Here is a 13,562-nt window from a genome sequence, read left to right on the forward strand (position 1 = left end):
AATCAGGTCAGTTCTGTGCTGTTCCCGAAGTCTGTGCTTCGAGCCACAGACGCGCCTGATCCACAAGTGACACATATGGGGTCAGGATCGGTTCGGCCTGCGGCACAGCCTCGCTGATTTTTTGGGCATTACCATAGACCAGCAACAGAATGATGCCGACAATCAGGATCAATGCAAACCCGCGCACGAAACCGCCAGATTTGCGCGGCGCGGGCTCGTCTTCTGCGCCCATGATGTCGTCGCTGCGCAAGCTGGAATTGATCGCCTCGACATCGGGCAGGTCATCTTTCTGGCCCGCGTCTTCTGCGGTTTCCGTGGCCGTCAGTTCCTTGATGGCGTGTTCGGGGTCAGGTTCCGGAGGAGTGTCCAGTGCCAAATCGGGCTGAGTTTCTATGCTGCCGCCTTCCTGGGCACGCAGCTCAGCCTCTCGGGCGGCTTCCTCTTGCAGGATGCCGGCAACAGCGGGGTCGATATTTCCGGTTGCTTCGGGTTTTTCCGGCTCGGGGGGCGCTTCAGGTTCTGGTGCTGCTTCGGGTTCAGGCGCGGGTTCAGGCGTGGGTTCAGATTTAGGTTCAGCCTGCGGTTCAGCGGCAAACGCTTCATCCACCGGTGTGGGGGTCGGGTCTGCCGCGGTTTCCTCGGCCGCAGGCTCTTCTGAAATGGGCGTGACCGCTGCGGGCGCGGGTTGGTCCGGGTATTTGGCCTGGAACCAGGTGTTCTCGCAATTTGAACACTGAACGTCGCGGCCCTCTTCCGGGATGACCTCGTCTGGCACCTCATATTGGGCACTGCAATTCGGACACGTAAGACGCATGCTGCCTCCTGGTCGATACCTCGACCTGATAATAGTTTTTTTAGGGATGTTATTCCGTTAAGACCTGACCGCAAAGGGTGTTTTCGGTTTGGCAGCATAAATGTCACCAATTCGCCCCGGTGCAGGCATTGAAACCACAACCACGCTCGGGCAAGAAGAGCAGCAATTAGAACGGGGGCCCCTGTGATCGAGCTGGAAAATGTCAGCTACACCTATGGTGGAGGTGAATTGCTGAGCAACGTGTCCCTGCGACTGCAGCCGGGTTCGTTCCACTTTCTGACCGGCCCGTCGGGCGCGGGCAAGACCACTTTGCTTAAACTGTGCTACGGTGCGCTGCTGCCCACGTCTGGACGGTTGAGCGCGTTTGAACAGGACGTGGCCCAGCTGGATCGCGACCAGATGGCTTTGCTGCGTCGCCGGGTTGGTGTTGTGCATCAGGATTGCCGGTTTCTGGATCATATGACGGTGGCTGAAAATGTCTCGCTGCCGCTGATGGTGTCGGGGCGTTCGGAATCTGCGTTGCGGGACGATCTGACTGATTTGCTGACCTGGGTGGGTCTTGGCACTCGGCTGGGCGCGCTTCCGCCTGAGCTGTCGGGTGGTGAACGTCAGCGCGCCGCGCTGGCCCGGGCGGTGATCCTGTCGCCCGATGTTGTTCTGGCAGATGAGCCCACTGGCAATGTGGACTGGGAGATGTCGCAACGTCTGCTGCGCCTGTTGGTCGAGCTGAACAAGATGGGCAAAACCGTGCTGATCGCCACCCATGATCTGAGCCTGATCCGCGCCGCCAAAAGTCAGGTGCAGGCGCGTGTGTTACGTATTTCGCAACGGCAGGTTCAACTTGCGGGGGCAGACCTATGAGCAGGGGTATGATCCGAAACTTGCTGAAACGGGATGCGCGCGCTGATCGGGTGGTGCCGCCCACTGGTTACACCGCGCATCTGACCTTGTTCGTATCGGGCGCGATGGCTTTTCTGGCCGTATTTGCACTGGCTCTGTCGCTGGCGTCCGGGCGATTGGCCGACCGTTGGGCAACCGAACTGGCCGGGGCGGCCACCTTGCGGATCAATGCCCCCGCCGACCAGCTTGCCGCCCAGACCGAGGCTGCGTTGACCGTGCTGGCGCAAACTCCCGGTGTTGCCTCGGCCCGGGCGCTGACGACCGAGGAGCAGGCCGCGCTGTTGTCGCCATGGTTTGGTTCTGACCTGCCGCTGGACACACTGCCCGTTCCGCAACTGATCGAGATCATCGAAGGCGATCCGGGTCTGGATGCAACCGGACTGCGGTTGCGGCTGGGGGCCGAGGTGCCGGGCGCTGTGCTGGACGACCATACCCGATGGCGCGAACCGCTGGTTGATGCGGCGATGTCACTGCGCCGGCTCGGTTGGGTCTCGATCCTGCTGATCGGTGGCGCGACCGCAGCCATGATTACGCTTGCGGCTAATGCTTCGCTTGCGGCCAATGCGCAGATCATCGAGGTGCTGCGACTGGTTGGTGCCCGGGATCGCTTTATCGCCCGCGCCTTTGTCCGGCGCTTTACCTACCGGGCATTCTTTGGCGCTGTTGTCGGGGTACTGCTGGGCATGACCGGGGTGCTTTTGCTGCCCGAAGCCTCGGACGAGGGCGGGTTTCTGACCGGTCTGGGCTTTAAGGGGGCAGGCTGGTTGCTGCCTGCACTGATCCCAGTGCTAGGCGCGACGGTTGCTTTTCTAGCAACCTGGACCGCCGCCAGCCGCAAATTGAAGGAGCTTTCGTGATGGCCTCAGCGTTTCAATGGGTGCGCTCTTTGATCTTCATGATCGTGATCTATGTCTGGATGCTGATCCTGGGTATCGTGTTTGCCCCTTTTGCCTTATTCAACAAGCGCGGCGCGCTGCGGGCTTGCAAGACCTATGCTCGCACGACCCTTTGGCTGGCGCGCTGGATGGTCGGCATTCGATCCGAGGTACGCGGCACAGTGCCGGTGGACGAGGTAGTGATTGGCGCCAAGCACCAGTCCTTTCTCGACATCATCATAATTTTCGACGCAATTCCCCACGGCAAATTCATCATGAAGAAAGAACTGCTGTGGACCCCTGTCATCGGCATGTATGCACGGCGTCTGGGCTGTATCCCGGTTGATCGCGGTAAAAAGGGCGCGGCCGTGGCCAAGATGGTCAAAGACGTCGCCAAAGAGTTCACCGAACCTGGCCAGCTGGTGATCTACCCGCAGGGTACGCGCGTTGCGCCGGGGGTGCAGAAACCTTACAAAGTGGGCACAGCGGTTCTTTATGAGGGATTGGGCTTTCCCTGTGTGCCGGTGGCGACAAACGCCGGAGTTTTCTGGCCGCGCACCGGTGTTCTGCGCAAGCCGGGTTTGGCGATTGTGGACTTTCTTGATCCGATCGAGCCGGGCGTTGCACGCAATTCGTTTCTTGGTCGATTGGAAGACGTGATTGAAACGCGATCCAATGCATTGATGAAAGAAGTGGGGTTTGATCCGGATGGAGTTCATTAAGGATACCGAGACACTTGAAGAGATCTACCACAGTCCGCCCGGAGCAGCCTCTTTGCGAAAAGTGGTACACAGCCTGACGCCGCTTTATCGCAAGTGGATCATGACCTCGCGGCTTTGTATCCTCAGTACCGTGGGTCCTGAAGGTGTGGATGGCAGCCCCCGCGGCGATGATGGTCCGGCGGTGTTAGAGCTTGATCCAAATACGCTGGCCCTTCCGGATTGGCGCGGCAATAACAGATTGGATTCCTTGCGCAATATTGTGCGTGATCCGCGTGTGGCCTTGATGTTTATGGTATCGGGTTCCAACAACGTGGTGCGTGTGAATGGAACGGCCCGACTGACTGCAGACGCAGACCTGCGCGCCAGGTTTGAGAAACACGGCAAACAGCCAGCTACGGTCATCGTTATCGAAATCGCCGAGATCTACACACAATGCGCCCGTGCCTTGATGCGCGCTGAAATTTGGACCTCGGGCGACAATTCCGCCGAGCTGCCCAGCATTGGTGAGATTCTGGCTGAGGCAAGCCAAGGTGAAGAGGGCGGTGAACGCTACGATTCAGAATGGGGCGCACGCGCTGCAAAAACGATGTGGTAAATGGGGGCTCTGCCCCCGCTGCGGCAAGCCGCAACTCCCCCGAGATATTTAATGGCCAGATGAACGAGGGATCCGCCTTTTCATCTGGCCAAAAATATCTCGGAGCGCGAGGCAGAGCCTCGCTAACTCCGGTTGATTCAGTGCTGTCTTACGAGTGGATCGGACCGTCGCCACAAGCCAGCGCTGCTTCGCGCACCGCTTCCGAATAGGTCGGGTGGGCGTGGCAGGTCAGGGCCAGATCCTCGGCTGACGCCCCGAATTCCATCGCCACGCAGACCTCGTGGATCAGATCACCTGCTGCCGGGCCGATAATGTGGCAGCCCAGAATGCGGTCCGTGTCCTTGTCGGCCAGAATCTTCACAAAGCCATCGGCGGCAAAGTTCGCCTTGGCGCGACCGTTGCCCATGAACATGAACTTGCCGACCTTATAGTTTCGGCCTTGCGCTTTCAGCGTTTCTTCGGTTTCGCCCACATTGGCCACTTCGGGCCAGGTGTAGATCACGCCGGGAATGACGCCATAGTTCACGTGGCCATGCTTGCCCGCGACCTGCTCGGCTGCGGCCATACCTTCGTCTTCGGCCTTATGAGCCAGCATCGGGCCTTCGGTGACATCACCAATGGCGTAGATGCCCGGCACATTGGTCTGCCAGTCCGCGCCCACCTTAATCTGGCCGCGTTGTGTCATCTCAACACCCAGTGCCTCAAGACCCAACCCGTCCGAGAATGGCTGGCGTCCGGTGGCGACCAGCACGGTGTCGGCGTCGATCACATGTTCGCTGTCATCCTTGCGCAGCTTATAGGTGACTTTGGCCTTGGTCTTGGTCGCTTCGGTCTTTTGCACCGCAGCACCCATAACAAATTTCAGGCCCTGCTTTTTGAGAATGCGCTGGAACGTCTTCTGCACCTCGGGGTCCATACCCGGAGTAATCACATCGAGGAATTCGATCACCGTCACCTCAGCGCCCAGACGCTGATAGACCGAACCCAGTTCCAGCCCGATTACACCGGCACCGATCACGACCATTTTCTTGGGAATCTTGTTCAATGTCAGCGCGCCTGTAGAGGTCACGACTACCTTTTCATCAACCTCAACACCGGGCAGCGACGACGCTTCGGACCCCGAAGCGATGATGATGTTCTTGGCGGTGTGAACCTCGTCGCCCACCTTGACCTGACCGGCCGCTGGGATCGAGCCCCAGCCCTTCAGCCAATCGATCTTGTTCTTTTTGAACAGAAACTCGACGCCCTTGGTGTTGCTTTCGATCACATCGTCCTTATAGGCAAGCATCTGTTTCCAATCGACCGAGGGGCTTTTGCCTTTCAGGCCCATCTTGGCAAAGTTATGCTCGGCCTCGTGCAGCTGATGGCTGGCATGCAACAGCGCCTTGGACGGGATACAGCCGACGTTCAGGCAGGTGCCGCCCAGGGTTTCACGCCCTTCAACAACAGCGGTTTTCAGGCCCAGCTGGGCGCAACGGATGGCGCAGACATAGCCGCCGGGTCCGGCGCCGATTACGATGACATCATAATTTGCCATTTTACTCTCCTAAGTCGACCGGATTGGCCGGTGGCCGCATGATCCAAAGTGATTGGATCATGCTGTGCTTACTTCAAACCGGTTCCAGCAGCTTGATCGTGATATGGGCGATGCCGCCCCGTTCATGGTGCATCGCCAATTCTTCCGACCCGAAAAAGGCGCGAGCCTTGTCCAGGTTCGTAACCTCGAACATGGCGATGGCATGGTCGGCCTGATCCGGGTCACGCCAGACGTGCAAGTCGCGGATACCCGCGGCCTTGCGCATTGGCGTATCCTCACGAAACACTTTCAACCAGGCATCGAAATCGGCCACATCGGCCTGCCACAATACATGAGTTGCCATGATTACAGATCCATCAACAGGCGGCGCGGATCTTCCAGCGCCTCTTTCACACGAACAAGGAAGGTCACGGCGCCTTTGCCGTCAACGATCCGGTGGTCATAGGACAGGGCCAGATACATCATCGGACGGATCACAACCTGACCGTTGATCGCCATTGGGCGGTCCTGAATCTTGTGCATGCCCAGGATACCCGATTGCGGCGGGTTCAGGATCGGCGAGGACATCAGCGAGCCATAGACACCGCCGTTTGAGATGGTGAAGGTGCCGCCCTGCATCTCTTCCATCGACAGTTTGCCGTCGCGGGCGCGCTTGCCCTTTTCGGCGATGGCTTTTTCGATCTCGGCAAAGGACATCGAATCCGCGTCACGGATGACCGGAACCACAAGGCCGGTCGGCGTTCCGGCGGCAACGCCCATGTGGACAAAGTTCTTGTAGACGATGTCGGTGCCGTCGATTTCCGCATTCACCTCGGGCACTTCTTTCAGCGCGTGGCAGCAGGCCTTGGTGAAGAAGGACATAAAGCCCAGACGCACGCCGTGCTTCTTTTCGAACTGGTCCTTGTACTGGTTGCGCAGGGCCATCACCTCGGTCATGTCCACCTCGTTATAGGTGGTCAGCATGGCTGCGGTGTTCTGGCTGTCTTTCAGACGCTTGGCGATGGTCTGGCGCAGGCGGGTCATCTTGACCCGTTCCTCGCGCGCGGCATCACCAGCGGCGACAGGCGCGCGCGGTGCGGGTGCAGGCGCGGGGGCAGGAGCCGGTGCGGGGGCAGCGGCGGCCCGAGCTACATCTTCTTTCATGATGCGGCCATCGCGGCCCGTACCGGTGACTTGATCGGCAGACAATCCGGCCTCAGCCATTGCTTTTTCAGCCGAGGGCGCATTGGCCACGTCTTTTCCTGCAGTGGCTGCCGCAGGCGCTGCTGCGGCGGCTGGGGTTGCGGCCGGGGCGGCTACGGCACCCGAACCCGAAATCACGGCCAGCTTGGCCGAGGCGTCCACGGTGGCGCCTTCGGGCGCTACGATTTCCGCCAGAACACCAGCAGCCGGTGCCGGAACCTCAACCGAGACCTTATCGGTTTCCAATTCGCACAGCATTTCGTCTTGCGCCACGGCGTCGCCAACCTGTTTGAACCACGTCGAAACGGTGGCCTCGGTCACGGACTCACCCAGAGTGGGCACCATCACATCAATGCTACCACCACCCCCAGCCGGAGCGGGTGCGGCAGCGGGGGCAGGGGCGGCGGCGGGGGCTGGCGCGGCACCTTCGCCCGCGGTGATGGTGGCCAGCAAAGCGTCAACGCCCACGGTTTCACCTTCGGCGGCGACGATTTCGCCCATCACACCGGCGGCGGGGGCCGGAACCTCGACCGTTACCTTGTCGGTTTCAAGCTCACAGAGCATCTCGTCCACGGCCACAGCATCACCGGGTTTCTTGAACCAGGTGGCAACCGTGGCTTCGGTGACGGATTCGCCTAGCGTAGGTACACGAACTTCAATGGTCATCGTTTACTTTCCTTCGAGGCTCAGCGCTTCGTTCACAAGCGCCTCTTGTTGAGCTTTGTGTTGGCTGGCCAGACCCGTCGCGGGCGAAGCCGAGGTTGCGCGACCGACATAGCGCGGCCGTGTGTGTTTGGCACCGATGCGGGTCAGCACCCATTCGATATTGGGTTCGATAAAGGTCCAGGCGCCCTGGTTCTTGGGTTCTTCCTGACACCAAACCATCTCGGCCCCTTTGAAACGCTCAAGCTCATTGATCAGCGAGTGGGCGGGGAAGGGGTAGAACTGCTCGATCCGCATCAGATAGACGTCGTCGATGCCACGGGCGTCGCGTTCTTCCAGCAGGTCATAATAAACCTTGCCGGAACACATCACGACCCGCTTGATCTTGTCATCCTTGACCAGCTTGGTGTCCGAATTGCCGTGTTGTGCATCATCCCACAGCACCCGGTGGAAGCTTGAGCCTGTGGTGAATTCGTCGGCAGTGCTGACCGCCAGCTTGTGGCGCAGCAGCGATTTCGGCGTCACCAGGATCAGCGGTTTGCGGAAGGTGCGGTGCAGCTGACGGCGCAGGATGTGGAAGTAGTTCGCGGGCGTCGTACAATTCGCCACGATCCAGTTATCCTGGCCACACATCTGCAGGAACCGCTCAAGCCGCGCGGACGAGTGTTCGGGCCCTTGCCCTTCGAACCCGTGCGGCAGCAGGCAGACCAGACCGGACATGCGCAGCCATTTGCTTTCGCCCGAGCTGATGAACTGATCGAACATGATCTGCGCGCCGTTGGCAAAGTCACCGAACTGCGCTTCCCACAGGGTCAGTGCGTTCGGTTCGGCCAATGAAAACCCGTATTCGAAACCCAGTACAGCGTATTCGCTGAGCATCGAGTCGATCACTTCGTATTTCGACTGGCCTGCACGGATGTTGTTCAGCGGGTAATACCGCTCTTCGCTTTCCTGATGCACAAAGCCCGAGTGACGTTGACTAAAGGTGCCGCGTGTCGCGTCCTGACCGGACAGGCGCACCGGGAACCCTTCGGTCAGCAACGAGCCAAAGGCCAATGCTTCGCCCGTGGCCCAGTCAAAGCCCTTGCCGCTGTCGAACATGTTCTTCTTGTGATCCAGCAACCGCCCGACGGTCTTGTGCAGGGCAACGTCGGCGGGTGCATGCGTCAGGGCCTTGCCAATCTCGACCAGAGTGTCCGGCGTGATCGCGGTTTCGCCGCGGACATATTCTTCTTTGTTCTTGTCCAGATGCGACCAGCGCCCGTCCAGCCAGTCAGCCTTGTTGGGTTTATAGTCTTTTCCAGCCTCGAACTCATCATTGAGATGGGCCTGGAAGGCCGCCTTCATGTCTTCAATCTCGCCCTCGGGGATCAGGCCGTCCTTGACCAGACGTTCGGTGTACAGCGACAGCGTGGTCTTGTGGGTTTTGATCTTCTTGTACATGATCGGGTTGGTGAACATGGGCTCGTCGCCCTCGTTGTGACCAAACCGGCGGTAACAGAAGATGTCGATGACCACGTCCTTGTGGAACTTCTGACGGAACTCGGTTGCCACCTTCGCCGCATGTGTCACGGCCTCGGGGTCGTCGCCGTTCACGTGGAAGATCGGTGCCTCAACCATCAGCGCGATATCCGTGGGATATGGGCTGGAGCGTGAGAAGTGCGGAGCGGTGGTGAACCCGATCTGGTTGTTGACCACGATATGCATGGTGCCGCCGGTCTTGTGCCCGCGCAGGCCCGACAGGCCAAAGCCTTCGGCCACAACACCCTGACCGGCAAACGCTGCATCACCGTGCAGCAGGATGCCCATCACCGTGGTGCGGTCATCGTCTTTCAACTGGTCTTGCTTGGCGCGGACCTTGCCCAGCACCACCGGGTTCACTGCCTCAAGGTGCGAGGGGTTGGCGGTCAGGGACAGGTGGACCGAGTTGCCATCAAACTCACGGTCACTGGAGGCGCCGAGGTGATACTTCACGTCGCCCGAACCATCCACATCCTCGGGCTTGAAGCTGCCGCCCTGGAATTCGTTGAAGATCGCGCGATAGGGTTTGCGCATCACGTTGGCCAGAATGTTTAGACGGCCCCGGTGCGGCATGCCGATGACGATGTCCCGAACGCCCAAAGCACCACCGCGTTTGATGATCTGCTCCATCGCCGGGATCAGGGCCTCACCGCCGTCCAGACCAAAGCGCTTGGTACCCATGTATTTGACGTGCAGGAATTTCTCGAAACCTTCGGCCTCGACCATCTTGTTCAGGATCGCCTTGCGGCCTTCCTTGGTGAAGGCGATTTCCTTGCCATAGCCTTCGATCCGTTCTTTCAGCCAAGCGGCCTGTTCGGGATCAGAGATATGCATGTATTGCAGCGCAAAAGTGCCGCAATAGGTGCGTTTCACGATCTCAACGATTTGGCGCATGCTTGCCATCTGCAGGCCAAGCACGTTGTCGATAAAGATAGGCCGGTCCATGTCGGCCTCGGTGAAGCCGTAGGTTTTGGGGTCCAGCTCGGGGTGTGTACTGGCCGTGCGCATGCCCAGCGGGTCCAGGTTGGCGGCCAGATGGCCCCGGATACGGTAGGCCCGGATCAGCATCAGCGCCCGCAGGCTGTCCAGCACTGCGCGCTTGATCTGATCGTCGCTGACGGCAACGCCCTTGTCCGCAGCCTTTTCCTTGATCTTTTTACCCGCTGCCTTGGCGTCGATCTCGGCCCATTCGCCGGTTAGCGCGCCAGTTAGGTCATCGGCTGGCATCGGTGGCCAGTCGGTGCGCGCCCAGGATGGCCCCTCGGCCTCACGCTGCACGTCCGGCGTGGCGTCACCCATGGCCTTGAAGAACTCGGCCCAGGCGGCATCCACCGCGCCGGGATTCTTGGTGTACTGGGCATAAAGCTGTTCCAGATACTCAGCATTGTGCCCCTGCATAAAGCTTGAGGCGTGAAATGCGGAATTGGGCGTATGTTCGGTCATGTGCGAACCTCGAATGGGCTGGCGGTTTCGGTTTTGGTCTCAGTGTTGCGGGCTGTCGGGGTAGCCCAGCTTGTCAAACACCCAGGCCATGTTTCGTCGGACAGTATCGATCGTTTCGGAGTCATAATACTCTGGCACAGGTATTCCTTTTCGTCGTTCTTTCATCGATTTGTCATGCCCCAGGTTAAAACTGTTTTCCGGCAAGCCAAAATCAGCGAAAACACCGTTCAGGTCGGCAACTAGATGTTCCTTTCGAATAAAGCGATCCACGATCAAAATGTTGTCGATCGAGACAATCTTCCAATCGATGGACCAGGTTCCCGACAAGATGAACGATTTGAACTGCTCAAATTCCGTTTTCGGATCTTCCGAGGGCAGGTTCTGCTGGTATTTCATGAAGTGAAACTGAGACACCGCCCGGTCAAAGGGATCGCGGACATTTGCGATCTTGGTGTACTCGTCGAATGTTTCGGCCCCAAGGTTCTCTTTGACTTCCCAAGCCGGCATGTGGTTGCGCCATGGGTATTTGTGCCTGCGCCAGAACTGCCAATCCGGATGCGGTTCACGCCGCCCAGGCCCCCGTGCCCCGACGATCCCGTATTTTGAGATCCTGACCTTGCCGTTTTCCAGTTCCCCCAGACCCGGCTTTTCGCAAAGCGGTTGCAGGACCTTTTCCGTCGACGTGCCAGCCGTCTTCGTGGTCTTGAGGTAGATGAATTTATGCTTATGGCACACCAGAACCATTTCAGCGGTCCTTTCCGGAAGACGATGGCCGCGACTTTTTATGCATTCCAAGTCCGTTCACTGGGGCACCTCAATTGGATTGGGGCCGTATTTATTGTCTCCAGGCTGGCTTGGGCGGGTCAGCCACCACAACACCAGTAGGGGCGACACAAACAGAACGATCAGCGTCGGAATGACGATCAGCAGCGTGGCGCGGGTGAACAGGATGTCCAGACTGCCGCCATGCTGAAAATGCGACGCAAGACCGATGCCAAAGATCAAAACCGCAAAGGCCCCGAGGATCAGCAGGATCGGCAGCAATGCGTATAGACCACTGCGCCCGGTATCATGCATCCGCCGCCAAGCGACCGCCAGATGGGGGATGAACACGATCAGGCTGACGATACTTTGCACCGGTGCCGAAGACGTGGCGGTGACAGATTTGGACGTTTCGGTTTCGCTTACCGCAACCTGCGTGAAGAACTGTGCGTCGATGATCCCGGCGATAAAGCTCCAGATCACGATGAACAGGAAAAAGAACCAGTATTCGGGCCGCGAAGCACGACCCGAGAAGGTGAAGAACTTGGAGAAACAGGTGCGGACGGCGTCAGAGAAGGTCATATCTGGTTGCTCACCCAACTATTCCACCACAGGAAAAAGATACGATAAGAGAGTTCCGTTTACCTCGGTTGGCAGTGAAAACAGCGCTGTCGCTGCCGACCAATCCGCATACATAACCCACGCGGTTCACGATCACATCATTGGTGGAGTCTTTACTTGCTCGAAAGCGAAACTGGTACTTCTGGCTTCTGGACAATTTGAGCTCGGAAAACCCTCTTTCTTTGGCGATGTAGTGAGTCTCGCAAGTCTTGTCCCGGATGAGTTGTCCCTCTCTTGTCCAGCCGATAAGAACGCTACAATCTTTTGCTTCGGCTTGCCCTGATGCAGAGAATGCAGAAGTTGCCGCCAAAAGCAGGAACCAAAGATTCGTCAAAGGCGAGAAGGGCGGGCGTTTTTCGCCCACCCTCTTTCCGGGCGCAGCCCTCAGAGCGTATGCCCGGCAAGCGATCACTTACCCAATCGCTTCCAGCACAGCCTCACCCAGCTGGGCGGGGCTTTCGGCCACGACGATACCGGCCGAGCGCATGGCTTCGATCTTGTCTTCGGCACCACCTTTGCCGCCGGCGACAATCGCGCCGGCGTGGCCCATGCGGCGGCCCGGAGGGGCTGTGCGGCCTGCGATGAAACCTGCGGTCGGCTTCTTGCGGCCCTTCTTGGCCTCATCCGCCAGGAACTGTGCGGCTTCTTCTTCGGCCGAGCCACCGATCTCACCGATCATGATGATCGACTCGGTTTCGTCGTCGGCCAGGAACCATTCCAGCACGTCGATATGCTCGGTGCCTTTGATCGGGTCGCCGCCGATGCCCACGCAGGTGGACTGGCCTAGACCCACATCGGTGGTCTGCTTGACGGCCTCATAGGTCAGGGTGCCTGAACGCGACACAACGCCGACCGAGCCGCGCTTGTGGATGTGGCCCGGCATGATGCCGATCTTGCAGGCATCGGGCGTGATGACACCGGGGCAGTTCGGGCCGATCAGGCGCGAGCTTGAGCCTTCCAGGGCGCGCTTTACCTTCATCATGTCCAGAACCGGGATGCCTTCGGTGATGCAGACAATCACTTCCATCTCGGCGTCAATCGCTTCGAGGATCGAGTCCGCTGCAAACGGCGGCGGAACATAGATCACCGAGGCATTGGCTTCGGTCACATGCTTGGCCTCGTGGACCGAGTTGAACACGGGCAGGTCAAGATGCGTCATCCCGCCTTTGCCGGGGGTCACGCCGCCGACCATCTTGGTGCCATAGGCAATGGCCTGCTCAGAGTGGAACGTGCCCTGCGAGCCGGTAAAGCCCTGACAGATCACTTTGGTATTTTCGTCGATGAGGACTGCCATTTGGCGTTCTCCTTTTTTAAGCAGAACTTTCTGCTGAAATTGTTTCTGAAAGCAGAGACAGCCCCGCTATTCACTTATGCGTCAGTTGTAGACGTAACTTGCGGCTTCCTTTCGGGAGACGGGTTTTGTCACGAAGACAAAATGGCGAACGTGGTCGCGCTTATTTTTGGCTTCGTACACCAATACGCTGCCATTCTTGAGATGGTATACGTAGTTATACTGACCTCTGGGAAGACGATCCTGGGGCTCGCCTCCAGTTCGTATTGAAGCCTCCTGAAGGAAGAGATCCCCGATTTCCTTACTGTTTTCGGCACCAAGAAAGACTACTGCGCATGTCGACTTGTCACCTTCTTCGATCACACTTGTAGCCAAAAACTTCTCGCCCGGGGCCATGAATGCGGGGTTGCCAGCCATTGGAGACGTAGGCGCCAAACCTTGTTTTTGAACCGCGCTTGAGAACGTGTCGAAATTCGGAAGCGTCTTTAGGCAAGCCTCCGAGAACACCTGAACAGGTTGGTTTGTCTCTGCGAATGCAAAAGACTTCGCCGCAAATCTATCCGTTGAGGGCGCACCGCAACCTGACAAGGCCACGGCACACGCCAACGCAACAGCTATTGAACTAAACTTCACAGC

At 58.6% G+C, this 13,562-nt stretch carries 14 protein-coding genes; 4 read left to right on the forward strand and 10 right to left on the reverse strand.

All coding sequences use genetic code 11. The features are described 5' to 3' along the window. Positions 1 to 7 precede the first annotated feature (7 nt). On the reverse strand, positions 8 to 814 hold the full coding sequence (locus AB1A64_RS12610) for a zinc-ribbon domain-containing protein (protein ID WP_366551728.1): 807 nt from the start codon (positions 812 to 814) through the stop codon (positions 8 to 10). A 183-nt stretch (positions 815 to 997) separates the two neighbouring features. Here AB1A64_RS12610 and AB1A64_RS12615 point away from each other — a divergent pair, with 183 nt between their 5' ends. The 4 genes from AB1A64_RS12615 to AB1A64_RS12630 are packed head-to-tail and all read left to right on the forward strand — an operon-like array spanning position 998 to position 3,906. Further along, positions 998 to 1,675 carry an ATP-binding cassette domain-containing protein gene (locus AB1A64_RS12615; protein ID WP_366551729.1) on the forward strand — a complete coding sequence of 226 codons (678 nt, stop codon included), beginning with the start codon at positions 998 to 1,000 and terminating at the stop codon, positions 1,673 to 1,675. Beyond that, on the forward strand, positions 1,672 to 2,571 hold the full coding sequence (locus tag AB1A64_RS12620; protein WP_366551730.1) for an FtsX-like permease family protein: 900 nt from the start codon (positions 1,672 to 1,674) through the stop codon (positions 2,569 to 2,571). The genes AB1A64_RS12615 and AB1A64_RS12620 overlap by 4 nt, the downstream gene beginning before the upstream one ends. Further along, positions 2,571 to 3,311: a lysophospholipid acyltransferase family protein gene (locus tag AB1A64_RS12625; RefSeq protein ID WP_366551731.1), complete on the forward strand. Its 741-nt coding sequence runs from the start codon at positions 2,571 to 2,573 to the stop codon at positions 3,309 to 3,311. The genes AB1A64_RS12620 and AB1A64_RS12625 overlap by 1 nt, the downstream gene beginning before the upstream one ends. Further along, entirely contained in the window at positions 3,298 to 3,906 is a 609-nt protein-coding gene (locus AB1A64_RS12630; protein ID WP_366551732.1) for a pyridoxamine 5'-phosphate oxidase family protein, read from the forward strand. The genes AB1A64_RS12625 and AB1A64_RS12630 overlap by 14 nt, the downstream gene beginning before the upstream one ends. Before the next feature lie 148 nt (positions 3,907 to 4,054). Here the strand turns inward: AB1A64_RS12630 and lpdA are convergent, their stop codons facing one another. The 9 genes from lpdA to AB1A64_RS12675 form a co-directional block, all read right to left on the reverse strand. Further along, positions 4,055 to 5,443 carry a dihydrolipoyl dehydrogenase gene (gene lpdA, locus AB1A64_RS12635; protein WP_366551733.1) on the reverse strand — a complete coding sequence of 463 codons (1,389 nt, stop codon included), beginning with the start codon at positions 5,441 to 5,443 and terminating at the stop codon, positions 4,055 to 4,057. Between the two features lie 73 nt (positions 5,444 to 5,516). Continuing rightward, positions 5,517 to 5,786, reverse strand: a complete 270-nt coding sequence (locus AB1A64_RS12640; protein ID WP_170361376.1) for a hypothetical protein — start codon at positions 5,784 to 5,786, stop codon at positions 5,517 to 5,519. A gap of 2 nt (positions 5,787 to 5,788) precedes the next feature. Then, the gene (gene odhB, locus AB1A64_RS12645) at positions 5,789 to 7,291 is read right to left on the reverse strand and encodes a 2-oxoglutarate dehydrogenase complex dihydrolipoyllysine-residue succinyltransferase (protein ID WP_366551734.1); all 1,503 of its coding nucleotides are present in this window, start codon (positions 7,289 to 7,291) and stop codon (positions 5,789 to 5,791) included. A gap of 3 nt (positions 7,292 to 7,294) precedes the next feature. Beyond that, positions 7,295 to 10,252 carry a 2-oxoglutarate dehydrogenase E1 component gene (locus AB1A64_RS12650; protein ID WP_366551735.1) on the reverse strand — a complete coding sequence of 986 codons (2,958 nt, stop codon included), beginning with the start codon at positions 10,250 to 10,252 and terminating at the stop codon, positions 7,295 to 7,297. Between the two features lie 39 nt (positions 10,253 to 10,291). Beyond that, entirely contained in the window at positions 10,292 to 10,996 is a 705-nt protein-coding gene (locus tag AB1A64_RS12655) for a sulfotransferase family 2 domain-containing protein (RefSeq protein ID WP_366551736.1), read from the reverse strand. Between the two features lie 57 nt (positions 10,997 to 11,053). Next, a complete protein-coding gene (locus AB1A64_RS12660) occupies positions 11,054 to 11,596 on the reverse strand; it encodes a DUF805 domain-containing protein (RefSeq protein WP_366551737.1) in 543 nt (180 codons plus the stop codon). Positions 11,597 to 11,606: 10 nt separating this feature from the next. Beyond that, positions 11,607 to 11,999, reverse strand: a complete 393-nt coding sequence (locus tag AB1A64_RS12665; protein ID WP_366551738.1) for a hypothetical protein — start codon at positions 11,997 to 11,999, stop codon at positions 11,607 to 11,609. A gap of 48 nt (positions 12,000 to 12,047) precedes the next feature. Further along, positions 12,048 to 12,929 (reverse strand): succinate--CoA ligase subunit alpha, encoded by an 882-nt coding sequence (sucD, locus tag AB1A64_RS12670; protein ID WP_170350627.1) that lies wholly within the window; start codon positions 12,927 to 12,929, stop codon positions 12,048 to 12,050. An 81-nt stretch (positions 12,930 to 13,010) separates the two neighbouring features. Next, on the reverse strand, positions 13,011 to 13,559 hold the full coding sequence (locus AB1A64_RS12675) for a hypothetical protein (protein ID WP_366551739.1): 549 nt from the start codon (positions 13,557 to 13,559) through the stop codon (positions 13,011 to 13,013). Positions 13,560 to 13,562: the final 3 nt, after the last annotated feature.

This window comes from Ruegeria sp. ANG10 (assembly GCF_040705255.1).
GTDB lineage: Bacteria > Pseudomonadota > Alphaproteobacteria > Rhodobacterales > Rhodobacteraceae > Ruegeria.

Excerpts from the sequence above, each read along its gene's own strand:
- AB1A64_RS12610 (WP_366551728.1), bottom strand. The coding sequence starts at position 814 with ATGCGTCTTACGTGTCCGAATTGCAGTGCCCAATATGAGGTGCCAGAC.
- AB1A64_RS12620 (WP_366551730.1), top strand. The coding sequence starts at position 1,672 with ATGAGCAGGGGTATGATCCGAAACTTGCTGAAACGGGATGCGCGCGCT.
- AB1A64_RS12625 (WP_366551731.1), top strand. The coding sequence starts at position 2,571 with ATGGCCTCAGCGTTTCAATGGGTGCGCTCTTTGATCTTCATGATCGTG.
- AB1A64_RS12630 (WP_366551732.1), top strand. The coding sequence starts at position 3,298 with ATGGAGTTCATTAAGGATACCGAGACACTTGAAGAGATCTACCACAGT.
- lpdA (WP_366551733.1), bottom strand. The coding sequence starts at position 5,443 with ATGGCAAATTATGATGTCATCGTAATCGGCGCCGGACCCGGCGGCTAT.
- AB1A64_RS12640 (WP_170361376.1), bottom strand. The coding sequence starts at position 5,786 with ATGGCAACTCATGTATTGTGGCAGGCCGATGTGGCCGATTTCGATGCC.
- odhB (WP_366551734.1), bottom strand. The coding sequence starts at position 7,291 with ATGACCATTGAAGTTCGTGTACCTACGCTAGGCGAATCCGTCACCGAA.
- AB1A64_RS12650 (WP_366551735.1), bottom strand. The coding sequence starts at position 10,252 with ATGACCGAACATACGCCCAATTCCGCATTTCACGCCTCAAGCTTTATG.
- AB1A64_RS12655 (WP_366551736.1), bottom strand. The coding sequence starts at position 10,996 with ATGGTTCTGGTGTGCCATAAGCATAAATTCATCTACCTCAAGACCACG.
- AB1A64_RS12660 (WP_366551737.1), bottom strand. The coding sequence starts at position 11,596 with ATGACCTTCTCTGACGCCGTCCGCACCTGTTTCTCCAAGTTCTTCACC.
- sucD (WP_170350627.1), bottom strand. The coding sequence starts at position 12,929 with ATGGCAGTCCTCATCGACGAAAATACCAAAGTGATCTGTCAGGGCTTT.